The organism is Paracoccus sp. N5, assembly GCF_000371965.1.
Lineage (GTDB): Bacteria > Pseudomonadota > Alphaproteobacteria > Rhodobacterales > Rhodobacteraceae > Paracoccus.
Window position 1 is genome coordinate 667,329 of sequence record NZ_AQUO01000002.1, and the last position, 24,485, is coordinate 691,813.

At 69.4% G+C, this 24,485-nt stretch carries 26 protein-coding genes; 15 read left to right on the forward strand and 11 right to left on the reverse strand.

Annotated features, from left to right (window positions below):
• Positions 1-20: 20 nt before the first annotated feature.
• Positions 21-440 carry a VOC family protein gene (locus tag PARN5_RS0117570; protein ID WP_018001083.1) on the forward strand — a complete coding sequence of 140 codons (420 nt, stop codon included), beginning with the start codon at positions 21-23 and terminating at the stop codon, positions 438-440.
• A 193-nt stretch (positions 441-633) separates the two neighbouring features.
• On the opposite strand, the gene PARN5_RS0117580 is transcribed toward PARN5_RS0117570, so the two are convergent.
• The 3 genes from PARN5_RS0117580 to PARN5_RS0117590 are packed head-to-tail and all read right to left on the reverse strand — an operon-like array spanning position 634 to position 2,561.
• A complete protein-coding gene (locus PARN5_RS0117580; RefSeq protein ID WP_018001085.1) occupies positions 634-1,293 on the reverse strand; it encodes an alpha/beta fold hydrolase in 660 nt (219 codons plus the stop codon).
• Positions 1,294-1,302: 9 nt separating this feature from the next.
• The gene (locus PARN5_RS0117585; protein ID WP_018001086.1) at positions 1,303-1,926 is read right to left on the reverse strand and encodes a DNA-3-methyladenine glycosylase; all 624 of its coding nucleotides are present in this window, start codon (positions 1,924-1,926) and stop codon (positions 1,303-1,305) included.
• The gene (locus PARN5_RS0117590; RefSeq protein WP_018001087.1) at positions 1,926-2,561 is read right to left on the reverse strand and encodes a GntR family transcriptional regulator; all 636 of its coding nucleotides are present in this window, start codon (positions 2,559-2,561) and stop codon (positions 1,926-1,928) included. Before PARN5_RS0117590 ends, PARN5_RS0117585 begins: the two co-directional genes overlap by 1 nt.
• A gap of 64 nt (positions 2,562-2,625) precedes the next feature.
• Here PARN5_RS0117590 and PARN5_RS0117595 point away from each other — a divergent pair, with 64 nt between their 5' ends.
• From PARN5_RS0117595 to purF, 6 genes are all read left to right on the forward strand, one after another.
• The gene (locus tag PARN5_RS0117595; protein WP_018001088.1) at positions 2,626-3,306 is read left to right on the forward strand and encodes a pyrimidine 5'-nucleotidase; all 681 of its coding nucleotides are present in this window, start codon (positions 2,626-2,628) and stop codon (positions 3,304-3,306) included.
• A 36-nt stretch (positions 3,307-3,342) separates the two neighbouring features.
• Positions 3,343-3,534 carry a hypothetical protein gene (locus tag PARN5_RS0117600; protein ID WP_018001089.1) on the forward strand — a complete coding sequence of 64 codons (192 nt, stop codon included), beginning with the start codon at positions 3,343-3,345 and terminating at the stop codon, positions 3,532-3,534.
• A gap of 16 nt (positions 3,535-3,550) precedes the next feature.
• On the forward strand, positions 3,551-4,741 hold the full coding sequence (locus PARN5_RS0117605; RefSeq protein ID WP_018001090.1) for a UbiH/UbiF family hydroxylase: 1,191 nt from the start codon (positions 3,551-3,553) through the stop codon (positions 4,739-4,741).
• Between the two features lie 144 nt (positions 4,742-4,885).
• Positions 4,886-6,250, forward strand: a complete 1,365-nt coding sequence (gene radA / locus PARN5_RS0117610) for a DNA repair protein RadA (protein ID WP_018001091.1) — start codon at positions 4,886-4,888, stop codon at positions 6,248-6,250.
• A gap of 54 nt (positions 6,251-6,304) precedes the next feature.
• Positions 6,305-6,922: a CvpA family protein gene (locus tag PARN5_RS0117615; protein WP_018001092.1), complete on the forward strand. Its 618-nt coding sequence runs from the start codon at positions 6,305-6,307 to the stop codon at positions 6,920-6,922.
• Between the two features lie 133 nt (positions 6,923-7,055).
• Positions 7,056-8,555 (forward strand): amidophosphoribosyltransferase, encoded by a 1,500-nt coding sequence (gene purF, locus PARN5_RS0117620; protein ID WP_085999874.1) that lies wholly within the window; start codon positions 7,056-7,058, stop codon positions 8,553-8,555.
• A gap of 138 nt (positions 8,556-8,693) precedes the next feature.
• Here the strand turns inward: purF and PARN5_RS0117625 are convergent, their stop codons facing one another.
• The 4 genes from PARN5_RS0117625 to gmk all read right to left on the reverse strand — a co-directional run bounded on the left by PARN5_RS0117625 (position 8,694) and on the right by gmk (position 11,382).
• Positions 8,694-9,077: a hypothetical protein gene (locus PARN5_RS0117625; RefSeq protein ID WP_018001094.1), complete on the reverse strand. Its 384-nt coding sequence runs from the start codon at positions 9,075-9,077 to the stop codon at positions 8,694-8,696.
• Positions 9,078-9,173: 96 nt separating this feature from the next.
• Positions 9,174-10,229, reverse strand: a complete 1,056-nt coding sequence (locus PARN5_RS0117630) for an ATP-binding protein (RefSeq protein ID WP_018001095.1) — start codon at positions 10,227-10,229, stop codon at positions 9,174-9,176.
• Positions 10,226-10,753 carry a gamma carbonic anhydrase family protein gene (locus PARN5_RS0117635; RefSeq protein ID WP_018001096.1) on the reverse strand — a complete coding sequence of 176 codons (528 nt, stop codon included), beginning with the start codon at positions 10,751-10,753 and terminating at the stop codon, positions 10,226-10,228. The genes PARN5_RS0117630 and PARN5_RS0117635 overlap by 4 nt, the downstream gene beginning before the upstream one ends.
• Positions 10,750-11,382, reverse strand: a complete 633-nt coding sequence (gmk, locus tag PARN5_RS0117640) for a guanylate kinase (RefSeq protein WP_026155542.1) — start codon at positions 11,380-11,382, stop codon at positions 10,750-10,752. The genes PARN5_RS0117635 and gmk overlap by 4 nt, the downstream gene beginning before the upstream one ends.
• A gap of 210 nt (positions 11,383-11,592) precedes the next feature.
• Between gmk and PARN5_RS22555 the strand changes: the two genes are divergently transcribed.
• The gene (locus PARN5_RS22555; RefSeq protein ID WP_051071041.1) at positions 11,593-12,360 is read left to right on the forward strand and encodes a PAS domain-containing protein; all 768 of its coding nucleotides are present in this window, start codon (positions 11,593-11,595) and stop codon (positions 12,358-12,360) included.
• 64 nt (positions 12,361-12,424) lie between these two features.
• Here PARN5_RS22555 and PARN5_RS0117650 read toward each other — a convergent pair whose 3' ends face one another.
• A complete protein-coding gene (locus PARN5_RS0117650; RefSeq protein ID WP_036745098.1) occupies positions 12,425-13,831 on the reverse strand; it encodes a 3-deoxy-7-phosphoheptulonate synthase class II in 1,407 nt (468 codons plus the stop codon).
• Positions 13,832-13,947: 116 nt separating this feature from the next.
• Here PARN5_RS0117650 and PARN5_RS0117655 point away from each other — a divergent pair, with 116 nt between their 5' ends.
• The 6 genes from PARN5_RS0117655 (at position 13,948) to PARN5_RS0117680 (ending at position 20,307) form a co-directional block, all read left to right on the forward strand.
• Positions 13,948-14,946 carry a GlxA family transcriptional regulator gene (locus PARN5_RS0117655; RefSeq protein WP_036745100.1) on the forward strand — a complete coding sequence of 333 codons (999 nt, stop codon included), beginning with the start codon at positions 13,948-13,950 and terminating at the stop codon, positions 14,944-14,946.
• 135 nt (positions 14,947-15,081) lie between these two features.
• Complete coding sequence (locus PARN5_RS0117660; RefSeq protein WP_018001100.1) at positions 15,082-16,266, forward strand: ABC transporter substrate-binding protein; 1,185 nt, start codon at positions 15,082-15,084, stop codon at positions 16,264-16,266.
• Positions 16,267-16,365: 99 nt separating this feature from the next.
• Positions 16,366-17,232: an ABC transporter ATP-binding protein gene (locus PARN5_RS0117665; RefSeq protein WP_036745102.1), complete on the forward strand. Its 867-nt coding sequence runs from the start codon at positions 16,366-16,368 to the stop codon at positions 17,230-17,232.
• A complete protein-coding gene (locus PARN5_RS0117670; RefSeq protein WP_018001102.1) occupies positions 17,232-17,942 on the forward strand; it encodes an ABC transporter ATP-binding protein in 711 nt (236 codons plus the stop codon). Before PARN5_RS0117665 ends, PARN5_RS0117670 begins: the two co-directional genes overlap by 1 nt.
• A gap of 3 nt (positions 17,943-17,945) precedes the next feature.
• Positions 17,946-18,953, forward strand: coding sequence for a branched-chain amino acid ABC transporter permease (locus tag PARN5_RS0117675; RefSeq protein ID WP_018001103.1), 1,008 nt, complete (start codon positions 17,946-17,948; stop codon positions 18,951-18,953).
• A gap of 13 nt (positions 18,954-18,966) precedes the next feature.
• Positions 18,967-20,307: a branched-chain amino acid ABC transporter permease gene (locus tag PARN5_RS0117680; protein ID WP_018001104.1), complete on the forward strand. Its 1,341-nt coding sequence runs from the start codon at positions 18,967-18,969 to the stop codon at positions 20,305-20,307.
• A 70-nt stretch (positions 20,308-20,377) separates the two neighbouring features.
• Here the strand turns inward: PARN5_RS0117680 and purN are convergent, their stop codons facing one another.
• On the reverse strand, positions 20,378-20,974 hold the full coding sequence (purN, locus tag PARN5_RS0117685; RefSeq protein ID WP_018001105.1) for a phosphoribosylglycinamide formyltransferase: 597 nt from the start codon (positions 20,972-20,974) through the stop codon (positions 20,378-20,380).
• Positions 20,971-22,017, reverse strand: a complete 1,047-nt coding sequence (purM, locus tag PARN5_RS0117690) for a phosphoribosylformylglycinamidine cyclo-ligase (RefSeq protein WP_018001106.1) — start codon at positions 22,015-22,017, stop codon at positions 20,971-20,973. Before purM ends, purN begins: the two co-directional genes overlap by 4 nt.
• 156 nt (positions 22,018-22,173) lie before the next feature.
• Between purM and PARN5_RS0117695 the strand changes: the two genes are divergently transcribed.
• Positions 22,174-23,745 carry an SARP family transcriptional regulator gene (locus PARN5_RS0117695; protein ID WP_157404077.1) on the forward strand — a complete coding sequence of 524 codons (1,572 nt, stop codon included), beginning with the start codon at positions 22,174-22,176 and terminating at the stop codon, positions 23,743-23,745.
• A 1-nt stretch (position 23,746) separates the two neighbouring features.
• On the opposite strand, the gene PARN5_RS0117700 is transcribed toward PARN5_RS0117695, so the two are convergent.
• Positions 23,747-24,448, reverse strand: a complete 702-nt coding sequence (locus PARN5_RS0117700) for a pentapeptide repeat-containing protein (protein ID WP_018001108.1) — start codon at positions 24,446-24,448, stop codon at positions 23,747-23,749.
• Between the last annotated feature and the right edge of the window lie 37 nt (positions 24,449-24,485).

Genomic DNA, 24,485 nt, shown 5'->3' on the forward strand with positions numbered 1-24,485 from the left:
TTACTGGCAAGATGGCGGGCATGACGCAACCGCCTTCCCTGCTCGGCACCCTGGAATCCGCGCTTTACGCCAAGGATCTGGACGCGGCCGCCCGCTTCTGGACCGGGGTGATCGGTCTGCCGGAAATCGCCCGCGTGCCGGATCGGCATGTGTTCTTTCGCTGCGGCGCGCAGGTGCTTCTGGTGTTCCGGGCCGAGGCCACCCGCCAGCCGCCGAAAGCCGACGCCCGCCTGCCGGTGCCGCCGCATGGCAGCGACGGCGCGGGACATTTCTGCATGGCGGCGCGCCCCGGCGACCTGGACGCCTGGCGCGCGCATCTGGAAGCGGCGGGGATCGGGATCGAGGCCGATTTCATCTGGCCCCAGGGTGGCCGGTCGCTGTATTTCCGCGACCCGGCCGGGAATTCCATCGAGATCGCCGACCCGGCGATCTGGGACTGATGCGACGGTCTCAGCGCCGGGCGCGCACGGCCACGCGCTGCGCCTGCGGTGCCAGGAGGTGCGAGGCCGCCAGGCCAGCCGGGATCAGGGCAATAGCGGTCATCCAGAACAGGGTCATCGGATTCTCCTCGTCTTCCTCGACTCGAAGGTAGGGTCTGCGCCCGGTTTCGCAAGTGCGAAATCGCTCAAACCTTCACGACCTGGCGGCAAACCGCTCTTTCAGGAAGGCCAGCGCCACCGACAGCCCGTCGGGCGAGATGCCATGCGGCGTGCCCTTCATCACATGGCCATAGACGGTGAAACCCGCGGCCTGCAGCGCCTCGCCGGCGATGCCCATGCTCTCGAAGGGCACCACCGGATCCTGGTCGCCGTGCAACAGCAGGATCGGCGGCCTGGTCCTGGCCTCGCCCGCCTTCTCGGGCTCCATGAGCCGGCCCGAGAAGCCGACGACACCGGCCAGCTCCGGCTCGCGCTGCGGCGCCACGGCCAGCGCCATCATCGTGCCCTGCGAAAAGCCGACCAGCGCCAGCCGGTCGGGGCTCACGCCCTCATCCGCCAGCACCTTGTCCAGGAAGGCATTGATGTCGTCGAAGGATTGCGCGGCCGAGGCGCGGGCCTGATCCTCGCTGGAGCCGTCCATCCAGGGGATCGGAAACCATTGATAGCCCATGGGATTGTTGGCGCAGGGCTCGGGCGCGTTCGGGGCGTAGAAGGCGGTCCCGGGCAGATGCGGCGCCAGCGGATCGGCGAGGCCCAGCAGGTCGGCGCCATCGGCGCCATAGCCGTGCAGGAACACCACCACGGAATCGGCCTTTTGCGGCCCCCTGCGTTCGGATTTCAACTCGCGCGGCATGTTTCCCCCTTAGCGGACGCCCTCGCGCCCCTTTGCGACCCGGTAATAGGCCCAGAGCGCCCGGGCCGCAACCGCGCGCCACGGCCGCCAGGGCTCGGCCAGCGCGACCAGCGCCGCAGGGCCGGGACGTTCCGGCAGGGCGTAGAGCAGCCGCGCCGCCTCGGCCAGGGCAAGATCGCCGGCGGCAAAGACGTCCGGCCGTCCCAGGGCGAATTTCAGGTAGATCTCGGCGGTCCAGCGGCCGATGCCCGGCAGCGCGGTCAGGCGGGCCACGGCCTCGTCGTCCGGCAGGGCGCGCAGGCCGGGCCAATCCACCCCGGCCGTGGCGATGCCGCGTAGAGTGCGGATCTTGGGTCGCGACAGGCCGGCGGCACGCAGCGCCTCGTCACCCGCACCCGCGATCGCCGCCTCGCTGTCGAGACCGGCGGCCGCCATGCGGGCCGCGATGGCCGCGGCGGCGGCGGTCGAGATCTGCTGGCCCAGCACCGCATCGCGCAGCGCCCCGAAACCCTCGGGCCAGCGCCGCAGCGGCAGCGGCAGCAGCGCCGGCAATTCCCGCGCCCAGACCGGGCAGACCCGCATCAGATGCGCCGCGCCCTCATCCAGGTCGGCGGGGCCGCGGATCTCGCGCATCAGATCTGGTCCTCGCCGCCCAGATGCGCCTCCTCCTTGAGCCGGGTCTCGAAAGCCATGGAGATATGGTGCCTAAGCGCCTGTTCCGCAGCACTTTCGTCGCGTCGACCGATGGCGTCGACAATGGCCTGGTGCTCGTCCAGAGAGATCGCGTCGCGGCCCTTGGCGGCCAGCGTGGTGCGCGCCATCAAGGCCATGCTGCGATGCACCAGGTCCAGTTGCTGCACCAGGTAGCGGTTGTGCGAGGCCAGATGCAGCTGGTGGTGAAAGCGGCGGTTGGTGCGCGCCAGCTGCTGCGGATCGCCCAGGATCTTGCGGTCGTCCTCGACCATGCCGGCCAGCACGCGGATCTCTTCGGGCGTGGCGTGGCGGGCGGCCAGCCGCGCGGCCAGCGCCTCGAGTTCGGCGCGCACGGTGTAAAGCTCGGCCAGCTGGTTGTGGTCCAGGGTGGCGACGATCAGGCTGCGGCCGTCGCGCTTCAGCATCGACTGGGTTTCCAGCCGCTGCAGCGCCTCGCGCACCGGGGTGCGGGACACGCCGAAACGCTCGGCCAGTTCGGATTCAACCAGCCGGTCGCCGGGGCGATAGCTGCCGTTGTCGATGGCCGAGAGGATCAGGGAATAGGCGTCTTTCATCCGCGCACGATTCCCCCTTGGCGCGGCGATTGCAAGCGCCATGCCGCGGGTTTAGGCATGGGCCATGGATTTTCGGCATGTCACCACCTGGATCTTCGATCTGGACCATACGCTTTACGCGCCCGAAGTGCGGCTTTTCGCCCAGATCGAGCGGCGCATGACCGCCTATGTCATGCGCACGCTGGGCGTGGCCGAGGCCGAGGCCAGCCGGCTGCGCGAGCATTACTGGCGCCAGCACGGCACCACGCTGGCCGGGCTGATGGCCGAGCATGGCGTCGAGCCGATGGCCTATCTGCGCGACGTCCACGACATCGACTTCAGCGCGCTCAGCCCCGATCCCGAGCTGGCGGCGCTGATCCGCGCCCTGCCCGGCCGCAAGATCGTGCATACGAACGGCGACACCGCCTATGCCGCCCGCGTGCTGGAGCATCGCGGGCTGACGGTCTTCGACGCGATCCACGGCGTCGATACCGTGGACTTCCACCCCAAGCCCGATGCGCGCGCTTATGCCGCAGTCCTGGCGGTCGAGGGTTTCGACCCGGCCGAGGCCGCCATGTTCGAGGACGACGCCCGCAACCTTCTGGTGCCGCACCGGCTGGGAATGCAAACGATTCTGGTCGGTTGCGGGCGGCACGGCCCGGATGCGCTGGCCGCGGACCGCCCGGCCGAGCCGCATGTCCGGCACCGGACGCTGGATCTGACCGGCTTCCTGCGGGACTTGTCGCGTGACCGCGTCGCGGTATGATCGTGGCAACCCCGACATGACTCCAGGAAGCGCGCCATGACCGACAGCCACGCCGACGAACTCGCCGAACGGCGGACCGCCCGATTTCTGTTCACCTTCGCCCTTCTGGTGGTGGTGGCGGGCGTGGTGGGATTCGCGCTCTGGGGCCTGCCGGCGCTGGCGATGATCGGCTTGGCCGCGACCGTTCTGGTCTATGGCATGCTCGCGGCCTACGCGGCCGGATTCTGACACCGAAGGCAGGGCGATGCGCATCGAGGATACCGAGATCCTGGTCTCCGGCGGCGGCATCGCCGGGCTGATCGCGGCGGCGGCCTTCGGCAGCGCCGGCCATGCCGTCACCTGCGTCGACCCCGCCCCGCCGGTGACCGAGGAATCGGCCGAGGGCGCCGACCTGCGCACCACCGCCTTCCTGCATCCCTCGATCGCCGTCCTGTCGGCGGCCGGGCTGTGGGAGCGGCTGGCCCCGCATGCCACGCCCCTGCAAGTCATGCGCATCATCGACGCCGGCGGCAAGCGCGCGCAGGCCCGGCTGACGCGCGATTTCGACGCGGCCGAGATCTCGGACCAGCCCTTCGGCTGGAACCTGCCGAACTGGCTCTTGAAGCGGGAAATCTCGGCCCGGCTGGCCGGGTTGCAGAATGTCCGCATCCTGTCCGGCACCGGCACGGCGGGCCTGCTGGCCCGCGATACCGAGGCCTTGGCCACGCTGAGCGACGGCAGCCAGCTGCGCGCCCGGCTGGTCATCGGCGCCGACGGCCGCAACTCGGCGGTGCGCCAGGCGCTCGGCATCGGCACGCGCACGCTGCGCTATGGCCAGAAGGCGCTGGCCTTCGCCGTCACCCACGAGCGCCCGCATGAGAATGTCTCGACCGAGATCCACCGCTCGGGCGGCCCCTTCACGCTGGTGCCGCTGCCCGACCGCGACGGCAGGCCCAGCTCGGCCGTGGTCTGGATGGAGCGCGGCGCCGAAACCGCCCGGCTGCGCGCCCTGCCCCGCGCGGCCTTCGAGGCCGAGCTGAACCGGCGTTCGGCCGGCGTTCTGGGCCATCTGACCCAGGCGACACGGCTGACGGAATGGCCGATCATCAGCCAGATCGCCGACCGCTTCACCGGCCCGCGCACGGCGCTGATCGCCGAGGCCGCGCATGTCGTCCCCCCCATCGGCGCCCAGGGGCTGAACATGAGCCTCGCCGATCTTTCCGCGCTGGTCGCGCTGTCCGCGGGCGATCCGGGCAGCGCCGCCTCGCTCGACGCCTATGAGCGCCGCCGCCGCCCCGAGGCGCTGGCCCGGCTGATCGGCATCGACGCGCTGAACCGCGCCAGCATGATCTCGGCCCGCCCCCTGCGCGACCTGCGCGCCGCGGCCCTCGGCGGGCTTTACGCCGTCGCCCCGGTGCGCCGCATCATGATGCGGGCCGGTCTGGGCGTCAGCTGATCCGCTTCACCGTTTTCCAAATACCCGTCTCGCAACCAGCCCGACGTTCCAGTGGATGGCGCGGGCAGCAGGGGTATTTGAAAAACGGTGAAACATCGGCCGCAGCCCCATGGCGCTGCGCTGCCCGATCTGCGACATAGCGCCATGGCCAAACCGATCACCGCCTTCACCTGCACCGCCTGCGGCGCCAGCCACCGGAAATGGTCCGGCAAATGCGACGCCTGCGGCGCCTGGAACACCATCGTCGAGGAGGCACCGCTGAGCCAGGGGCCGGGTCGCGGCCTTGGCACGCTGAAGGGTAAGAGCATCCCGCTTTCGGGCCTCGACACGCAGGAGGCGCCGCCTGCCCGGGCCGTTTCGGGCATGGCTGAACTCGACCGCGTGCTGGGCGGCGGGCTGGTGCCGGGCTCGGCCGTGCTGGTGGGGGGCGATCCCGGCATCGGCAAATCCACCCTGCTGCTGCAGGCCGCCAGCGCCTTTGCCCGCTCGGGGCAGAGCGCGATCTATATCTCGGGCGAGGAGGCCAGCGCCCAGGTCCGCATGCGGGCGCAGCGCCTGGGGCTCGGCGATGCGCCGGTGCGGCTGGGCGCCGAGACCGCCTTGCGCGACATCCTGACCACGCTCGACGCCGAGCGCCCCGATGTCGCGGTGATCGATTCGATCCAGACGCTGTGGTCGGACCAGATCGAGGCCGCGCCGGGCTCGGTCGGCCAGGTCCGCGCCAGCGCGCATGAGCTGGTCACCTTCGCCAAGCGGCGCGGCACCGCCGTGATCCTGGTCGGCCATGTCACCAAGGAAGGCCAGATCGCCGGCCCGCGCGTGGTCGAGCACATGGTCGACACCGTGTTGTATTTCGAGGGCGAGCGCGGCCACCAGTTCCGCATCCTGCGCGCCCACAAGAACCGCTTCGGCCCCGCCGACGAGATCGGCGTCTTCGAGATGACCGGCGGCGGGCTGTCCGAGGTCGCGAACCCCTCGGCGCTGTTTCTGTCGGAGCGTGGCGAGCCCAACCCCGGCTCGGCGGTCTTTGCCGGCATCGAGGGCACGCGGCCGGTGCTGACCGAGATCCAGGCCCTGGTCGCGCCCTCGACATTGGCAAGTCCCCGCCGAACCGTGGTCGGGCTCGACAGCGGCCGGGTCTCGACCATCCTCGCGGTGCTCGAGGCGCGCTGCGCCATCCCCTTTGCCGGGCTCGATGTTTTCCTGAACGTTGCCGGGGGGATGCGGGTCAACGAGCCCGCCGCGGACCTGGCCATCGCCGCCGCGCTGCTGAGCGCGCGCGAGGATGTCGCCCTGCCCGCGGACACGGTGCTTTTCGGCGAGATCAGCCTGTCGGGCGCGCTGCGGCCGGTCTCCCAGGCGGAAAACAGGTTGAAAGAGGCGCAGAAACTTGGTTTTTCACGGGCGATCCTGCCGTCGGCCACCAAGGTCGAGGGCGTTGCCGGGATGCGGATCGATCGCACCCCGGATCTGACAAGTTTCGTGGGCGAGACATTCGGCGCCGGCTGACGGCACCGCATCTTTCGCCCCCAAACGCGGGCAATCCCGCGAAAGGGCGTGTAAATGGACGGTTTCACCCTCATCGACGGCATTGTCGCGGCGGTCATCATCCTGTCGGCGATCCTGGCCTATGCGCGCGGCTTCGTGCGCGAATCGCTGGCGATCCTCGGCTGGATCGGCGCGGCGGTGCTGGCCTTCATCTTCGCGCCGACGGTCCGGCCCATGGTGGCGCAGATCCCCGGGCTGAACAAATTCCTGGCCGACAGTTGCGAGCTTGCCACCATCGCGGGCTTTGCCGCGGTCTTCGCCCTGGCGCTGGTGCTGTTCTCGATCATCACGCCGCTGTTCTCCTCGGTGGTGCAGCGCTCGGCGCTCGGCGGGGTCGACCAGGGCATGGGCTTCCTGTTCGGCGTGGCGCGCGGCATCCTGCTGGTCGCCATCGCCTTCATCGTCTACGACCGCGTCATGGCCACGCAGCCGGTCGCCATGGTGGAAAATTCGCGCTCGGCCCAGGTGTTCGAGCGCATGCGCGGCCAGATGGACCAGCAGATCCCGCAGGACGCGCCGGGCTGGGTCGTCAGCCGCTACGAGCAGCTGGTGCGCAGCTGCGGCCCGACCGCCGAGCCGGTCGATGCGGCGACGCCGACGCCCGCTCCGGCCGGTGCCGCGCCGGCGAACTGAGGAAATATGCCGCTTTCGTGACATAAAAAGCGCCCCGTCCTGCCGGCGGGGCGTGACTTCGGCGGCCCGACACCCTAGATTGGCCTCGACCACCCATGCCCAGCCCCCGGAATAGCCCCAAGAGTCGGTGATGATGCAGCCATTCCTTGCCCATCCCTTCGATTCCGACCGCCTGCACGAAGAATGCGGCGTGTTCGGCGTGATCGGAGTCGTGGATGCCGCCAATTTCGTCGCCCTCGGCCTGCACGCGCTGCAGCACCGGGGCCAGGAGGCCGGCGGCATCATCAGCCACGATGCCGAGCAGGGCTTCAACAGCGCCCATCGCTTTGGCTATGTGCGCGACAATTTCACCAAGCAAAGCCTGATGGAGACGCTGCCCGGCGCGCTGGCCATCGGCCATGTGCGCTATTCCACTGCCGGCACCAAGGCGGCGACGGCGATTCGCGACGTGCAGCCCTTTTTCGGCGAATTCGCCATGGGTGGCTGCGCGGTGGCGCATAACGGCAACATCACCAATGCCATGGCGCTGCGGCGCGAGCTGATCGAGCGCGGCTCGATCTTCCAGTCCTCGTCGGATTCGGAATGCATCATCCACCTGATGGCGCGCTCGATCCAGCGCAACATCCCCGAGCGGATGAAGGACGCGCTGCGCCGGGTCGAGGGGGCATTCAGCGTCATCGCCATGACCCGCACCAAGCTGATCGGCGTGCGCGACCCCCTGGGCGTGCGGCCGCTGGTGCTGGGCAAGGTCGGCGACGACGGCTTCGTGCTGTCCTCCGAAACCTGCGCTTTGGACATCATCGGCGCCGAGTTCATCCGCGAGATCGAGCCGGGCGAGATGGTGGTGATCTCCAAGGGCGAGGTCGAAAGCTCGCGCCCCTTCGGCCCGTCCAAGGGCCGGTTCTGCATCTTCGAGCATGTGTATTTCTCTCGCCCCGATTCGATCATCGGCGGCCGTTCCGTCTATGAGACCCGGCGCCAGATCGGCGTGGAACTGGCGCGCGAGGCCCCGGTCGAGGCCGACCTGGTCTGTCCCGTGCCCGACTCGGGCACCCCGGCCGCCATCGGCTATGCCCATGAAAGCGGCATCCCCTTCGGCATGGGCATCATCCGCAACCAGTACATGGGCCGGACCTTCATCGAGCCGACCGAGCAGATCCGCAACATGGGCGTGCGGCTGAAGCTCAACGTGAACCGGGCGCTGGTCAAGGGCAAGCGCGTGGTGCTGGTGGACGATTCGGTGGTGCGCGGCACGACCTCGCGCAAGATCAAGGACATGATCCTGGACGCCGGCGCGGCCGAGGTGCATTTCCGCATCGCCAGCCCGCCGACCGCCTGGCCCTGCTTCTATGGCGTCGACACCCCCGACCGCGACAAGCTGCTGGCCGCGCAGATGTCCGAGGACGAGATGCGCGACTGGATCGGCGTCGACAGCCTGGCCTTCGTCTCGCTGGACGGGCTTTACCGCGCCGCGGGCGAGGCCAAGGGCCGCGACAAATCCTGCCCGCAGTATTGCGATGCCTGCTTCTCGGGCGACTATCCGGTCGCACCCTTCGACCAGCTCGAGCGCGGCTTCCGCATGAAGCCGAATTCGGAAGGCGCAACCGTCGTGACCGGCCACGCGGCCGAATAGCGCCTGGACAAGCGTTGCGACGCGCTGGGGCCGCGAAAAAAGCCGGGGGTTCGATGCCCCCGGCTTTTTTGATCCGCCCGAGGGGAGATCAAAGCTAGGATCAAATGCGCAGAACCCGCGCGATCGGCTGGGGTCCGGTCACTTCCGGCAATCCAGCGAGACCTCGACCGGATTGGGCACCAGTTCCAGCATCGCGCCGCTGCCGGCATCGACGCCGGCGCCGATGATGCCGCCGAAGACCACGTTCCCCGCCATGGCCGCACCGCCGCCACCGGCGACGCGGTTCGTCACCCGCACCTGCTGCGGCTGGCAGCGGTCCTTGCTGACCACCACATTCAGTTCGGATTTGCGGGGCAGCTTGAAGGTGCAGGGCGTGCCGGCGCAGGTCTCGCCATTGCTCAGCTTCACCTGCGCACCCTGCGGATTGGAATTCACCACCAGCACGTCCTTGGTGCCGCGAGTGATCGTCGCACAGCCGGCGAGCGAGAAGATGGCCAGGGCCACGGCCAGGAATCGGATCATGTTCAGTCCTCACATCATGTCGAGAACTTTCAATGAACACGGAAATCCCTTACATCCGGTAAACCTGCCCATGATTCCGGCAGATGCGCGCAAGCCTCAGATCCGCCCGATCTTTTCCGGCAGGATCACGGTGAAGCGGCTGCCCTGGCCGCGCTCGCTTTCGATGCGCAGCCGGCCGCGATGGCGGTTGACGATATGCTTGACGATGGCGAGGCCCAGCCCGGTGCCGCCCTGCTCGCGCGAGCGATGGGTGTCGACGCGATAGAAGCGCTCGGTCAGGCGCGGCAGGTGCTGCTGGTCGATCCCCTCGCCGCGGTCGGCGACCGAGACCGACCAGGCCGGGCCGCGCAGCACCGGCTCGTGTCCCAGATGCTCCAGCGTGACCGTGACAACGCCGCCGCCGGCGCCGTATTTCAGCGCGTTCTCGACCAGGTTGTGAAACACCTGCACCAGCTGGTCGGCATCGCCCGGAATCATCGCCTTCTGGGCGGCGCCGGTCAGTTCCAGTCGCACCCCGGCCGCGCCTGCCGCGGGGGTCAGCGTCGCCACCACCCCGCGCAGCAGGGCGACCAGGTCCAGGCTCTGCGCCGGGCGGCGGCGCTCGTCCTGCTCGACCCGGCTCAGCGACAGCAGGTCGGCGACCAGCCGGTTCATCCGTCCGGCCTCGCGTTCCATGATGTCGAGAAAGCGGGTGCGCGCGGCCTCGTCGTTGCGGGCCGGGCCGCGCAGCGTCTCGATGAAGCCCATCAGCGCGGTCAGCGGGGTGCGCAATTCATGGCTGACATTGGCGACGAAATCGCGGCGCATCTGCTCGGTTTCCTCGTCGCGCGAACGGTCCTCGATCGCGACCGTGGCGCCGGCCAGCCCCGGCGCGTCGAGCCGCGTCACCGTCACCGCGCAGAACATCCGCCGCTCGGCGGCGCCAAGCGCCAGGCTCAGCTGCGCCCGGTCCTGCTGCCCGGCCAGCACCGCGTCCAGCGCGGCGTTGACCTCGGGCTGGCGCAGCACGGTGACGAAGGGCCGCCCGCCGGGAACCGGGCCCAGCAGGGCCTCGGCCGGCTCGTTGGCGCCCATGATCCGGGCCTGGCGGTCGACGACCAGCATCGCCACGGGCACGCCCCGCAAGAGCGCATGCAGCCGCGCCTCGATCATCCCTCGAAGGCCCGGGTCAGTCCCTTGCGGAAACGGGCGGCGTTGCGGCGATAGGCCTCGGCCGATTTCAAGAGCTGCGCCCGGGCGATGTCGTCCAATTGGCGCAGGATCTTGCCCGGCGCCCCCATGACCAGCGAGCCGGGCGGAATCTCCTTGCCCTCGGCCACCAGCGCACCGGCGCCGATCAGCGAGCCCGCGCCGATGCGGGCGCCGTTCATGATCGTGGCGCCCATGCCGATCAGCACGCCGTCCTCGATGGTGCAGCCATGCAGGATGGCGCGGTGGCCGATGGTGCAATTGGCGCCGATGGTCAGCGGATAGCCCATGTCGGTGTGGCAGACGGTCAGGTCCTGCACGTTCGAGCCGCGCCCGACGCGGATCTCCTCGTTGTCGCCGCGCAGCACGGCGCCGAACCAGACGCTGGCGCCCGGCTCCAGCACCACGCGGCCCATCAGTTGCGCGCCGGGCGCCACCCAGGCCTCGGCGTCGAGTTGCGGGGTGATCCCGTCCAGTTCCCAGATCATCGGCTCTCCTCCTCCATCAGGGCGCGAACGAAGGGGCCAAGCCCCACCTGCCGGTCCCGGCGCTGCCGTTCCGCCTTCAGGATGGTGATCAGGCTATCGGTGCTGCGGTCAAGGTCGTCGTTGACGATGACATAGTCATATTCCGCCCAATGGCTGATCTCGGCGCGGCTTTTCTGCATCCGCGCCGCGATCACCTCGGCCGCGTCCTGGCCGCGCGACACCAGCCGCCGCTCCAACTCGATGAGGCTCGGCGGCAGCACGAAGATCGAGACGACATGCTTGCCCAGGCTCGAGGCCCGGATCTGCTGGCCGCCCTGCCAGTCCACGTCGAAGAGCGTGTCGCGCCCGGCCAGCATCGCCGCCTCGACCGGGGCGCGCGGCGTGCCGTAGAAATTGCCGAAGACCTCGGCATGTTCCAGCATCTCGCCGGCCTTGACCATGTCCTGGAATTCTTCGGGGCTGCGGAAATAGTAATGGCTGCCCTCGACCTCGCCCGGGCGCGGCTGGCGCGTGGTGGCCGAGACGGAAAAGCGCAGGTCCGGGTCCCAGTCCATCAGCCGGCGCGCCAGCGTCGATTTCCCCGCCCCCGAGGGCGAGGACAGGATCACCAGCAAACCATTGCGCCCCAGATCCATCCGTCAGCCCCCGACCGTTCCCGTATCCTGCCCGCGCCGCCTGAATGGCCCCGGCCGGCAGCGGGGTCAAGAGCCGGCCCCGCCGCCCGGCAAAAGCGTCGCCGATTTTAACCATCGCCGGAAAATTCTCTCGGAAATGGTGAACGAAAGGTTTAAATTCAGACTGTGCGAGTGTTTTACGAGTGAACAGGTGGGTCGGGGCTGATGATGCAGGACCAGGGGGACGACATTCCGGGGACCGAGGACGAGGTGTCGCGGCGCGCGCGCGGCAAGGGCAAGCTGTTGCGCCTTGCCGATTACGAGCCGGTGCAGGCCGAGCGGATCCTTGGCGAATTGCGCGGCTATTGGGAAGGGCTGCGCCAGGGGCGCGCCATCCCCTCGCGCGGCGACGTGGAACCGCGCGGCATCCGCCGGGCGCTGGACTATGCCTTTATCCTGGAGCGCATCGCGCCGGGGGCGGCGCGCTTTCGTCTGGCCGGGCGGCACCTGATCGACCTGATGGGCATGGAGGTGCGCGGCATGCCGATCTGCGCCTTCCTGAACACCAGTTCGCGCGGGCGGCTGTCGGACGTGCTGGAAAGCGTGTTCCGCGGTCCGCAGATCGCCGAGCTTGTGCTGGATTCGCCGGCCACCTATGGCCGGCCGGCGATGTCGGGGCACATGCTGCTGCTGCCGCTGCGCTCGGACCTGGGCGACGTCACGCGCGCGCTTGGCTGCATGATCTGCGAGGGCGAGGTCGGCGAAAGCCCGCGCCGCTTCGACCTGGTCTCGGACGAGGAATTCCCGGTCATCCCCGGCGCCAGGGTGCTGGAGCCGTCGCCCTCGCGCGCCGGGTTCGAGGAGTCGCCGGCCCCCTGGAAATCCATGCCCCAGGCCGAGCCGGCACCCGCGCCCGACACGCCCGAGGAACGCCGCGCCCGCTTTCGCCTGATTACCGGCGTCGAGCCCACGCCGCGCGGCACCCGCTACTGACGAAGCCATGAAAAAGGGCGGCCGGGATGATCCCGCCGCCCGTTTCGGTCATTGACCGCCGCGCTCAGCTGGCCTTGGCCTGCTGGCCGCCGTTCAGGCGCCGGCTGCGCAGTTCCTCGGCCACCAGGAAGGCCAGTTCCAGCGACTGGCTGGCATTCAGCCGCGGGTCGCAGGCGGTGTGATAGCGGTCGGACAGGTTCTCGTCCGTCACCGCCCGCACGCCGCCGGTGCATTCGGTCACGTCCTGGCCGGTCATCTCGAAATGCACGCCGCCGGGGATGGTGCCCTCGGCGCGGTGGATGGCGAAGAATTCGCGCACCTCGCGCAGGATCGAATCGAAGGCCCGGGTCTTGTAGCCGGTCGAGGATTTCATGATGTTGCCGTGCATCGGGTCGCAGGACCAGACGACATTGGCGCCCTCGGCCTGGACGGTCCGGATCAGCCGCGGCAGGTGGTCGCCGACCTTGCCGGCGCCGAAGCGGGCGATCAGCGTCAGCCGGCCGGCCTCGTTTTCCGGGTTCAGCCGCTCCATCAGCACCTTCAGGTCCTCGGCCGTGGTGGAGGGGCCGCATTTCAGCCCGATCGGGTTCTGCACGCCGCGGCAGAACTCGACATGCGCGCCATCCGGCTGCCGGGTGCGGTCGCCGATCCACAGCATATGGCCCGAGCCCGCCACCGGCAGGCCGGTCGTCGAATCGATCCGGGCCAGCGCCTCTTCATATTCCAGCAGCAAGGCCTCGTGGCTGGTGTAGAAATCCACCTGCCCCAGGTCATGCGCGGTTTCCGAGGTCACGCCGGCGGCGGCCATGAAGGCCATGGCGTCGCTGATGCGGTCGGCGATGTCGCGGTAGCGCGCGGCTTCCTCGCCGCCGGTGAAGTCGCTGATCCAGCTTTGCACCCGGTGCATGTCGGCATAGCCGCCGGTCGAGAAGGCGCGCAGCAGGTTCAGCGAGGCCGCCGCCTGGGTATAGGCCGCCAGCATGCGCTGCGGGTCGGGGATGCGCGCCTCGGGGGTGAAGTCGAAGCCGTTGATGATGTCGCCGCGATAGCTGGGCAGCTCCTGGCCGCCGATCACCTCGGTCGGCGCGCTGCGCGGCTTGGCAAACTGGCCCGCCATGCGGCCGACCTTGACCACCGGCAGCTGCGCGCCCCAAGTCAGCACCACGGCCATCTGCAGCATGACCTTGAAGGTGTCGCGGATATTGTCGGCAGAGAACTCGCCGAAGCTCTCGGCACAGTCGCCGCCCTGCAACAGGAAGGCGCGGCCCTGCGCCACCGCCGCCAGCGACTGCTTGAGCCGGCGCGCCTCGCCGGCAAAGACCAGCGGCGGGTATTTCGCCAGCTGCGCCTCGACCGCGTTCAGCGCCGGCTGGTCGGGATAGTCGGGCATCTGGACGCGCGGATAGGCGCGCCAGCCACGCTTGTCCCATGCCTTTGCCGGGGTCGCGGAACTGGAATTCGTCTGTGCCATGATCCTGTCCTTCATGTAGCCCTTTGCGCCATATAGAGGCTGGCGCGGCGAAGGAAAAGCCTTGCGCGCGCCGCATCCGCCTGATGATCTGCGCCCAGAACAGCCGCGCGACCGACATGCCAGAGCACGATCCAGCAATCCCCCCGGATCCGGGGCCGGTTCCGGCCGCCGTCCCCCGCCCCGCCCGCTATGTCTTCCTGCTGCTGGACCGGTTCACGCTGGTGTCCTTTTCGGCGGCGATCGAGCCGTTGCGGCTGGCGAACCGCATCGCCGGGCGCCCGCTCTACGACTGGCGGCTGGTGGGCGAGGGCGGGGCCTTCGCGCGCTGCTCGAACGGCGCCCGCATCATGCTGGACGGGGGCCTCGAGGACGGCAATCGCGGTGATACCGTGCTGGTCTGCGGCGGGCTCGACATCGCCCGCGCCACCTCGCGCCCGGTGCTGGCCTGGCTGCGGCGCGAGGCCCGGCGCGGCGCCCGCATCGGCGCGCTCTGCACCGGCGCCTGGGTGCTGGCCGAGGCCGGGCTGCTTGCCGGCCGGCGCTGCACCATCCATTGGGAGAACCAGGACGCCTTCGCCGAGGAATTCCCCGACGCCACCCTGATCCGCACCGTCTTCGTCGAGGACGGCAACCGCCTGACCGCCGCCGGCGGCACCGCGGCCATCGACCTGATGCTGCGCCAGATCGCCCGCGACCACGGCGAGGCGCTGGCCGGGCGCGTGGCCGACCAGATGATCCACACCGCGATCCGCTCCGAGGAGGACCACCAGCGCCAGTCGGTGCCGGTGCGGCTGGGCGCGCGGCATCCGCGGCTGGCGCAGGTGGTGGCGCGGATGGAGGCCAATATCGAGGAGCCGCTGAGCCCGGCGCGGCTGGCGCAGGACGCGGGCCTGTCGCCGCGCCAGCTCGAGCGGCTGTTCGCGCGCTATCTCGGCCGCTCGCCCAAGCGGCATTACATGGCGCTGCGGCTGGAGCGGGCGCAGAACCTGCTCCTGCAGACCGAGATGAGCGTGATCGAGATCGCGCTCGCCTGCGGCTTCGCCAGCACCGCGCATTTCTCGAAATGCTACCGCGCACAATATGGCAAGACGCCCTATCGCAAAAGGGATGGGTAAGGCGCCCGTGGCGCGACATTTCGCCAAGGCAAACGGCAGATTTGCCCCGGCCCACGGCCCGCAAGCGGCTTTTCTTTTCGCCGGCACCCTTATAACCTGTCAGACAGGACAACGATCCACTCAGGGAGACTAGGAATGAAAAAGCTTCTTCTGGCCAGCGCCGCGGGTGCCTTGCTTGCCGGTGCCGCGGGCGCCGAAGAGATCAAGATGGGCATCTCGCTGGGCCTGACCGGGCCGCTGGAATCGATCTCGCCCGCCATGCAGAAGGGCGCCGAGCTGGCGATGAAGGAAGTCAGCGACAGCGGCAAGCTGCTGGACGGCTCGACCGTGACCCCGGTGGTGGCCGACAACACCTGCACCGACGCCGCCGCCTCGGTCGCCGCCGTCACCCGCCTCGTCACCGCCGAGGGCGTCAAGGGCGTCATGGGCGGCATGTGCTCGGGCGAGACCATCGCCTCGGTCGAGCAGGTCGGCGTGCCGCAGGGCGTGGTGATGATCTCGCCCTCGGCCACCTCGCCGGCGCTGTCTACGCTGGACGACAAGGGCTTCTTCTTCCGCACCTCGCCCTCGGACGCGCGCCAGGGCGAGGTCATGGCCGACATCGTGCTGGAGCACGGCATCAAGTCGGTCGCCGTGACCTATACCAACAACGACTATGGCAAGGGCCTGGCCGACAGCTTTGCCGAGGCCTACAAGGCCAAGGGCGGCAATGTCACCGTGGTCTCGGCCCATGACGACGGCAAGGCCGACTATTCCGCCGAGGTCGCGGCGCTGGCCGCCGCCGGCGGCGATGCGCTGGTCGTGGCCGGCTATTCCGACCAGGGCGGCTCGGGCGTGATCCAGGGCGCGCTGGACAGCGGCGCCTTTTCGACCTTCGTGCTGCCCGACGGTATGGTCAACCAGGCCCTGGTCGACAAGTTCGGCACCCAGCTGGAGACTTCCTTCGGCCAGAACCCCTCGGCCGAGGGCGAAGGCCATGACAAGTTCGCCGAACTGGCCAAGGCGGCAGGCTTCGACGGCACCTCGGCCTATGCCGGCGAATCCTATGACGCGGCGGCGCTGATGCTGCTGGCGATGCAGGCGGCGAAATCCTCGGATCCCAAGGTCTACAAGGACAAGGTCATGGAGGTCGCCAACGCGCCCGGCGAAAAGATCTATCCGGGCGAACTGGCCAAGGCGCTGGAACTGCTCGCCGCCGGCACCGACATCGACTATGTCGGCGCCACCTCGGTCGAGCTGGTCGAGCCGGGCGAAAGCGCCGGGGTTTATCGCGAGGTCGATTTCAAGGGCGGCACGCTGAACGTCGTCAAGTTCCACTGACGCATGCAGGTTGGGCCCGGCTTGCGCCGGGCCCCTTCGATAACGATAACAATCCCGTAAGGGAATATCTTCATGCAACGCATGAAGCTGGGGAGCGACATGATCCAGGTCCATGACCTGCACCGGCATTTCGGAGGCTTCCGCGCCGTCGATGGCGCCAGCCTGACCATCGAGCAGGGCTCGATCACCGGGCTGATCGGCCCGAACGGTGCGGGGAAATCCACATTATTCAACGTGATCGCCGGGGTTCTTAAACCCACGTCCGGCCGCGTGACCATGGCGGGCGAGGACATCACCGGCCTTGCCCCGCATGAGCTGTTCCACAAGGGCCTGCTGCGCACCTTCCAGCTGGCGCATGAGTTTTCCTCGATGACGGTGCGCGAGAACCTGATGATGGTCCCCGCCGGCCAGTCGGGCGAGACGCTGGTCAACACCTGGTTCCGCCGCGGCCGCATCCGCGACGAGGAACGCGCGCTTCGCAAGAAGGCCGACGAGGTGCTTGAATTCCTGACGATTTCCCATGTCGCCGATGAAAAGGCCGGCAACCTGTCCGGCGGGCAGAAGAAGCTGCTGGAACTGGGCCGCACCATGATGGTGGACGCCAGGATCGTCTTCCTGGACGAGGTCGGCGCCGGGGTGAACCGCACGCTGCTGGACACCATCGGCGACGCCATCGTGCGGCTGAACAAGGAGCGCGGCTATACCTTTTGCGTCATCGAGCATGACATGGATTTCATCGGCCGGCTTTGCGACCCGGTGATCGTCATGGCGGCGGGCAAGGTGCTGGCGCAGGGCAGCGCCTCCAGCATCATGCAGAACGAGGCGGTGATCGAGGCCTATCTGGGCACCGGGCTCAAGAACAAGGTCGCGGCCGAGGAAGCGGTCGAGCGCGTGACCGGCGAAAGCCATGGCGCCCAGCCCGGCCTTGGCGACGAGGCCGGCGTCTTCGACCAGGAGAAACCCTGATGGCGGCTCCCTATCTTTCCGCGACGGACATGCGCGGCGGCTATGGCAAGGCCGACATCCTGAACGGCTGCACCCTGACCGTGGACAAGGGCCAGATCGCGGTGATCGTCGGCCCGAACGGTGCCGGCAAGTCCACCGCGATGAAGGCGGTCTTCGGCATGCTGACCCTGCGCGAGGGCCGCGTGACGCTGGGCGGCGAGGATATCACCGCGCTGACCCCACAGGAGCGGGTGCGCAAGGGCATGGGCTTCGTGCCGCAGACCCACAACATCTTCCCGACCATGACGGTCGAGGAGAACCTAGAGATGGGCGCCTATATCCGCGAGGACGACTATCGCGACACCATGGCCCAGGTCTATGAGTTGTTCCCCGCCGTCGCCGACAAGCGCAGGCAGAACGCGGGCGAGCTTTCCGGCGGCCAGCGCCAGCAGGTCGCCGTCGGCCGGGCGCTGATGACGCGGCCCAGCCTCTTGATGCTGGACGAGCCCACGGCCGGCGTTTCGCCCATCGTCATGGACGAGCTTTTCGACCGCATCATCGAGGTCGCCCGCACCGGGATTTCCATCCTGATGGTGGAACAGAATGCCCGCCAGGCCCTCGAGATCGCCGACGTCGGCTATGTCCTGGTGCAGGGCGCGAACCGCTATACCGACTCGGGGTCCGCACTGCTGGCCGATCCCGAGGTTCGCCGCACCTTCCTGGGGGGCTGACGCATGGACATCCTGAACGCCCTGGTGGCCATCCTGAACTTCGTGGTGATCCCCGCCGCCTCATACGGCGCGCAGCTGGCGCTTGGCGCGCTGGGGGTGACGCTGATCTATGGCATCCTGCGCTTTTCCAACTTCGCCCATGGCGACACCATGGCCTTCGGCACGGCGCTGGTGATCCTGGTGACCTGGGGGCTGCAGGCCATCGGCATCAGCCTGGCGCCGCTGCCGACCGCGCTCCTGGCGCTGCCCATCGGCATCGCGCTGTGCTCGGTCTTCGTATTGGCCACCGACCGGGTGGTCTATCGGTTCTATAGGCGGAAGCGGTCGGATCCGATCATCCTGGTCATGGCCTCGGTCGGGGTCATGTTCATCATGAACGGGCTGACCCGGATGACGCCGAAGATCGGCGTGAACGAGGTCCGCTTCGACGACGGCGCGCGCTTCCTGATCTCGGTGCAGGAGTTCAAGGCCTGGACCGGGCTCAACGAGGGCCTGGCGCTGCGCGTCAGCCAGGCGCTGACGCTGGTCGTCACCGCGCTGGCCTGCTGGGCGCTGTTCCGATTCCTGAACCGCTCGCGCGCCGGCAAGGCGATGCGGGCCTATTCCGACAACGAGGATCTGGCGCTTCTGTCGGGCATCGACCCCGAGCGGGTGGTGCGGCTGACCTGGATCATCGCCACGGCGCTGGCGGTGACGGCGGGCACGCTCTACGGGCTCGACAAGAGCTTCAAGGCTTTCAACTATTTCCAGATCCTGCTGCCGATCTTTGCCGCGGCCATCGTCGGCGGTCTCGGCAACCCGCTGGGCGCGGTCGCCGGCGGCTTCATCGTCGCCTTTTCCGAGGTGGCGGTCACCTATCCCTGGAAGAAGATCGCCGCCTACCTGGGCTTCCAATCGGACGGCATGCTGCAACTGCTGTCCACCGAATACAAGTTCGCGGTCAGCTTCGTGATCCTGATCGTGGTGCTGCTGTTCCGGCCGACCGGCCTGTTCCGCGGCAAATCCGTCTGAGGAGGGCTTACCCATGTCGCATACACGTCAGGCGGAAGCCTCGAATCCATGGCGGGCGCCGCTGCTGTTCCTGGTCCTGGCCGTGCTGTTCGTCCTCGAGGGCAGTTTCCGCAGCGTCCTGTTCTCGGGCAGCTGGAACACGGCGCTGGGGATCCTGAACATGGGGCTGATCTCGGCCATCATGGTCCTGGGCGTCAACATGCAATGGGGCTATGCTGGGCTGTTCAATGCCGGCGTCGTGGGGTTCCTGGCGCTTGGCGGGCTGGCGCCCGTACTGGTTTCGACCGCGCCGGTGGCCGGGGCCTGGGCCGCGGGCGGGCCGCGGGTGATCCTGGCGCTGGCCGTGGGGCTGGGCACGCTGGCGCTGGCCGCACTGGCCTGGCGGCGCATCGCCGGGCCGCTGCGGGTGGTGGCGATGATCGCGGTGCTGGTGCTGGGCTTCGTGCTGTATCGTTACCTCTTCGACCCGGCGGTCGCGGCGATCGAGGCCAACAACTCGGCCGCGGCCGGCAATATCGGCGGCTTGGGCTGGCCGGTGCTGCTGAGCTGGCCGGTCGGCGCGCTGTTCGCCGCCGCCGCGGCCTGGGGCGTCGGCAAGGTGGCCTTGGGCCTGCGCTCGGACTACCTGGCCATCGCCACGCTGGGCATCGGCGAGATCATCGTTGCCGTCATGCGCAACGAGGAATGGCTGGCGCGCGGGGTCAAGAATATGTCGGGCATCCCGCGCCCGGTGCCCTATGAGCTGGACCTGCAAAGCGATCCGGGCTTCGTCGCCCGCGCCGCCGAATGGGGGATGAGCCCCGGCGTCGCCTCGGGGATCTGGGTCAAGCTGATGTATGCCGGGCTGTTCGGCGCGGTGCTGCTGGCGCTGATCCTGCTGGCAGAGCTGGCGCTGAAATCACCCTGGGGCCGGATGATGCGGGCGATCCGCGACAATGAGACCGCGGCCGAGGCCATGGGCAAGCATGTCACCCGCCGGCATCTGCAGATCTTCGTCATCGGCTCGGCGGTGATCGGCCTGGCCGGGGCGATGATGGTGACGCTGGACGGGCTTCTGTCGCCCAACAGTTTCAACCCCTTGCGCTATACCTTCCTGATCTGGGTCATGGTGATCGTCGGCGGCTCGGGCAACAACTGGGGCGCGGTGCTGGGCGCGGTGCTGATCTGGTTCCTGTGGATCAAGGCCGAGGTCTGGGGCCCCGAGTTGATGCGGCTGATCACCCTGCCCCTGCCCGAGGGTGCGTTCCGCAGCCATATGCTGGGCGGTGCGCCGCATATGCGCTTCATCGCGCTGGGGCTGGTGCTGCTTCTGGTCTTGCGCTTTGCGCCAAGGGGACTGGTGCCGGAAAAGTAGCTGGCGGGGGCTTTGCCCCCACACCCCCAGGATATTTCCACAAAAGAGAAGGGCCCGTCGGGGCCCTTTGTCATGCGGCGGTCAGTTGGACCGGGTTCGTGTCACCTCGGGCGAAGCGGCGCAGCACCTCGGGATAGAGGCGGTGCTCCTGGGCCAGCACGCGGGCGGCGAGGGTCTCGGCCTTGTCGGTGGGCAGGATCGGCACGCGGGCCTGGCCGAGGATCGGGCCGGCATCGAGTTCCGGCGTCACCAGGTGAACGCTGGCGCCGGCCTCGGCATCGCCGGCCTCGATGGCGCGCTGGTGGGTGTGGAGTCCGGGATATTTCGGCAGGAGCGAGGGGTGGATGTTCAGCATCCGGCCCTGGAAGCGCTGCACGAATGCCGGCGTCAGGATGCGCATGAAGCCGGCGAGACAGAGGATGTCGGGCTGGGCGGCGAGCAGCGGTTGCAGCAGCGCGGCTTCGAAACCGGCGCGGTCGCCCATGAAGGCACGGTGATCGACGGCGAATGTCGGCACGCCGAGCGCCTCGGCCCGGGCGAGGCCGGCCGCGGCCGGGTCGTTCGATCCGACGATCACGGCGCGGGCCGGGTGGTCGCCGGTCATGGACTCGACCAGCTTGACCATGTTCGAGCCGCCGCCCGAGATCAGGATGGCGACTCGCTTCACCGCAGCCGGCCGGTGTAGCGCACGCCCTCGCCCGGCGCGACATGGCCGAGGCGGTGGACGGTTTCGCCCTGGTCCTGCAGCAGCGCCTCGATGGCTTCGGCGCGGTCGGCGGCGACCGCGAGGATCATGCCGATGCCGGAGTTGAAGGTCTTCAGCATCTCGGCCTCGGCGATAGCGCCGGCCTCGGCCAGCCAGTCGAAGACCGGCGGCAGGCTGAAGCTGTCGAGGTCCACTTCCGCGCCCAGCCCCTTGGGCAGCACGCGCGGCAGGTTTTCGGTGATGCCGCCGCCGGTGATATGGGCGGCCGCATGGACGCCGCCCGCGCGGATCGCGGCCAGCACCGGCTTGACATAGAGCCGGGTCGGGACCAGCAGCGCCTGGCCCAGCGTGCCGGTGCCGAAGGGCGCGGGCGATTCCCAGTCGAGGCCCGCATGCTCGGCCACCTTGCGCACCAGCGAGAAGCCGTTGGAATGCACCCCGTCCGAGGCGAGGCCCAGGAGCACGTCGCCATCCGCCACCCCGGCGGGCAGCGCGGTGCCGCGTTCCATCGCGCCGACCGCGAAGCCGGCGAGGTCGAAATCGCCCTTGGCATACATGCCCGGCATCTCGGCCGTCTCGCCGCCGATCAGCGCGCAGCCGGAACGCCGGCAGCCCTCGGCAATGCCGGCGATGACGCGGGCGGCCTCGTCGACCGAAAGCTTGCCGGTGGCGAAATAATCCAGGAAGAACAGCGGCTCGGCGCCTTGGCACACCAGGTCGTTCACGCACATCGCCACCAGGTCGATGCCGAGCCCGTCCAGCGCGCCGGTGTCGATGCCGATGCGCAGCTTGGTGCCGACGCCGTCGGTTGCCGCGACCAGGACCGGGTCGGTGAAGCCGGCCGCGCGCGGGTCGAACAGCGCGCCGAAGCCGCCCAGGCCCTCCATGACGCCCGAGCGCTGCGTGGCGGCGGCGGCGGGCTTGATCCGCTCGACCAGCGCATTGCCCGCGTCGATATCCACTCCGGCCTCGGCATAGGACAGGCCGCTGTTGCGCTCGGTCATTTCGGTTCCCCTTCGCTTTGACGCCCCGATAGCGCAGGCGCGGCCAAGTGGCAATGATCGCCTGCGTTTCCAGGACAGCCCGACGCCTCCCGGCGCGTGTTTCTGTTGTTTCGCGGGGCCTGGAGGAATTATGGTTAATAAGACCGGAACGGGGCAATGCGGCGAGTCGAGATGCCTGCCAAGCTGAGCCTGATGGGATCCGTGCGCCTTCGCGGCTCGGGCGGGGATGACCTGACCCCGCGCAGCCAGAAGGCGCGGGGCGCGCTGGTGCTTCTGGGCACGGCGCCGGACCTGCGGCTGAGCCGGGCCCGGCTGCAAGACCTGCTGTGGAGCGAGCGCGGCAAGCAGCAGGGCTCGGCCAGCCTGCGCCAGATGCTGCGCGAATTGCGCGGCGCCATGTCCGACGAACGCAATATCCTGCAGACCGGAATCGGCTGGGTCGGGCTTGACCCGGACCGGCTGCGCATCGACCTGAGCCCGGTCTATGACGCCGGCGGCGCGCCGATCGAATTCGCCGCCGACATCGACATTCCCGACCCCGAATTCGAAAGCTGGCTGCGCGACATGCGGCTGCGGCTGATGCCCGAGGAGGACGGCCGGGTGGCGCTGCGGCCCGAACCGGGCGAGCCGGGCGCCGGCGCCTATGTCGTGGCGCTGGCGCCGGTCCAGGGCAACGACGCCCGCGCGCATCTGGTCGGCGAGATGGTGGTGAACGAGGCCGCGGCGCGGGCCTGCGAGATGATCCCGGCGACGCTGGCCGACCGGCCCGAACCCGGCGCGGCGCTGATCGGCGTGCAGATCCTGCCCTTTTGCTATGCCACCGGCGGCGATTGCGCGCTGCTGACGGTCATGCGCGACCTGGCCACCGGCCGGCGGGTCTGGACGCGGCGCTTCACCATCCGCGCGGCGGACGAGACCGCGACCATGCGCCATGCCGTGGCGCAGATCACGGTCGCGCTGCTCGACCGGGCGCGGCGCACGGCTTCGGCGAAATGGGACAGTTTCCCGATCTGGGACGTGTTCAGCTATTCGCGCGAGCGGCTGGAGGCGGCCGACGCGGTGCTGGCGCAACTGCCCGAGCGGCGGCAGAATGCCGTCAGCCTGGCGCTGCGCTCCTATCTGCGCCACACGCTGGTCTGCGAGCGGCTGGCCGAGGATCCAGCGCGGCTGTCGGACGAGGCCGAGGATTTCGCGTTGCGCGCGCGCGCGCTGGCGCCGAACAATCCGGTGGTGCTGGCGGTGGCCTCGCTGTCGGCGTCCTGGCGGCGGGATGCGGTGGGGGCGCTGGAGCTGGCGCAGGCCGCCTGCCGCACCGACCCGGACAACGAGCTGGCCTGCCATGCCCTGGCCGAGGCGCTGAGCGGCGTCGGCCGCGACCTGGAGGCGCTGGAGGCGATCGAGCGCGGCGCCCGCGGCGCGCTGGCCGAGCTGGGCCAAGCCAGCTGGCTGATGCGGCGGGCGCAGGTGCTGGTCCGGCTGGGCCGCTTCGGCGATGCCGAGAACTCCGCCGCCGCCGCCTTCGCCTTTGCCGCCGACCACCGTCCGGCACTGCGGCTGCTGGCGGCGCTGCGCCACCATCGCGGCGACCGCGCCGGGGCGGCGGATGCGCTGCGCCACCTGCGCCGGATCGAGCCGGATTTCTCGCTGGAGCTGATGGCGCATCCCGATTACCCGGTCCAGACCCTGCGCAGCGCCGGGCTGATGGGCATCGTCCGGTCCGGGCTGTAGCTCAGGGCGTGACCAGCACCTCGAGCGCGATGGGCGCCCGGCCCGTCTGGCGCAGGTCCAGCACCAGCCGCGCCCGCCCCGGCGCCACGGCGCTGAAGGCCAGCACCCGCAGCGGCCCCGGCGCGGTGTCGGGGGCCTCGGGCCCCGAGAGGATCGGCGCGCCCTCGACATGGGCGGCGGGGGTCGGGCCGTCCAGATGCATTTCCAGCCGGTCGCCGCAGCGCAGGCAGACCGGCGCGCCCAGCTGCGCCTCGTGCAGGATGCAGGTCGTGGCGCGGTGGCGCGGCGCCGGATAGCGCAGCGGCGGCGCGCTGATCGCCAGCGCCCGCTGCATGGCGTCAAGCCAGGCGCCGCGCAGCCGTGCTCCGGTCAGGTCGGCGCGGTCGAGCCTGGCGCCGGTCAGGTCGGCGCGCTCCAGCACCGCCTCGCGCAGGTCGGCGCCGCCGAGATCCGCCAGCCCCATGCTGGCGCCCGAGAGATTGGCCTGGAAGAACCGCGCGCCCGCCGCCCGCGCCGACCACAGGCTGGCGCCCGACAGCTGCGCGCCGGTCAGGTCGGCCTCGGTCAGGTCGGCATAGGACAGGTCGGCGCCGACCAGCGTCAGGCCCGCCATGTCGAGCCCGGCGAGATCGGCCCCGGCCAGCTGCAACCGGCCCATCGTCGCGATGCGCCGCACGATTTCGGCGCGGGTGTAATCCGCCATCGCCCACCTCGACCCGTGGCAGAGATCTGGGACCGGG

Coding starts and splice junctions, on each gene's coding strand:
- PARN5_RS0117570 (WP_018001083.1), top strand. CDS start 21: ATGACGCAACCGCCTTCCCTGCTCGGCACCCTGGAATCCGCGCTTTAC.
- purF (WP_085999874.1), top strand. CDS start 7,056: ATGCAGCCATTCCTTGCCCATCCCTTCGATTCCGACCGCCTGCACGAA.
- PARN5_RS0117580 (WP_018001085.1), bottom strand. CDS start 1,293: ATGCCGCGCGAGTTGAAATCCGAACGCAGGGGGCCGCAAAAGGCCGAT.
- PARN5_RS0117665 (WP_036745102.1), top strand. CDS start 16,366: ATGATCCAGGTCCATGACCTGCACCGGCATTTCGGAGGCTTCCGCGCC.
- PARN5_RS0117635 (WP_018001096.1), bottom strand. CDS start 10,753: ATGATCTGGGAACTGGACGGGATCACCCCGCAACTCGACGCCGAGGCC.
- PARN5_RS0117585 (WP_018001086.1), bottom strand. CDS start 1,926: ATGCGCGAGATCCGCGGCCCCGCCGACCTGGATGAGGGCGCGGCGCAT.
- PARN5_RS0117615 (WP_018001092.1), top strand. CDS start 6,305: ATGGACGGTTTCACCCTCATCGACGGCATTGTCGCGGCGGTCATCATC.
- PARN5_RS0117590 (WP_018001087.1), bottom strand. CDS start 2,561: ATGAAAGACGCCTATTCCCTGATCCTCTCGGCCATCGACAACGGCAGC.
- PARN5_RS0117675 (WP_018001103.1), top strand. CDS start 17,946: ATGGACATCCTGAACGCCCTGGTGGCCATCCTGAACTTCGTGGTGATC.
- PARN5_RS0117630 (WP_018001095.1), bottom strand. CDS start 10,229: ATGATCGAGGCGCGGCTGCATGCGCTCTTGCGGGGCGTGCCCGTGGCG.
- PARN5_RS0117700 (WP_018001108.1), bottom strand. CDS start 24,448: ATGGCGGATTACACCCGCGCCGAAATCGTGCGGCGCATCGCGACGATG.
- PARN5_RS0117670 (WP_018001102.1), top strand. CDS start 17,232: ATGGCGGCTCCCTATCTTTCCGCGACGGACATGCGCGGCGGCTATGGC.
- PARN5_RS0117655 (WP_036745100.1), top strand. CDS start 13,948: ATGCCAGAGCACGATCCAGCAATCCCCCCGGATCCGGGGCCGGTTCCG.
- PARN5_RS0117695 (WP_157404077.1), top strand. CDS start 22,174: ATGCGGCGAGTCGAGATGCCTGCCAAGCTGAGCCTGATGGGATCCGTG.
- PARN5_RS22555 (WP_051071041.1), top strand. CDS start 11,593: ATGATGCAGGACCAGGGGGACGACATTCCGGGGACCGAGGACGAGGTG.
- PARN5_RS0117680 (WP_018001104.1), top strand. CDS start 18,967: ATGTCGCATACACGTCAGGCGGAAGCCTCGAATCCATGGCGGGCGCCG.
- PARN5_RS0117625 (WP_018001094.1), bottom strand. CDS start 9,077: ATGATCCGATTCCTGGCCGTGGCCCTGGCCATCTTCTCGCTCGCCGGC.
- PARN5_RS0117595 (WP_018001088.1), top strand. CDS start 2,626: ATGGATTTTCGGCATGTCACCACCTGGATCTTCGATCTGGACCATACG.
- purM (WP_018001106.1), bottom strand. CDS start 22,017: ATGACCGAGCGCAACAGCGGCCTGTCCTATGCCGAGGCCGGAGTGGAT.
- PARN5_RS0117605 (WP_018001090.1), top strand. CDS start 3,551: ATGCGCATCGAGGATACCGAGATCCTGGTCTCCGGCGGCGGCATCGCC.
- PARN5_RS0117660 (WP_018001100.1), top strand. CDS start 15,082: ATGAAAAAGCTTCTTCTGGCCAGCGCCGCGGGTGCCTTGCTTGCCGGT.
- radA (WP_018001091.1), top strand. CDS start 4,886: ATGGCCAAACCGATCACCGCCTTCACCTGCACCGCCTGCGGCGCCAGC.
- PARN5_RS0117600 (WP_018001089.1), top strand. CDS start 3,343: ATGACCGACAGCCACGCCGACGAACTCGCCGAACGGCGGACCGCCCGA.
- PARN5_RS0117650 (WP_036745098.1), bottom strand. CDS start 13,831: ATGGCACAGACGAATTCCAGTTCCGCGACCCCGGCAAAGGCATGGGAC.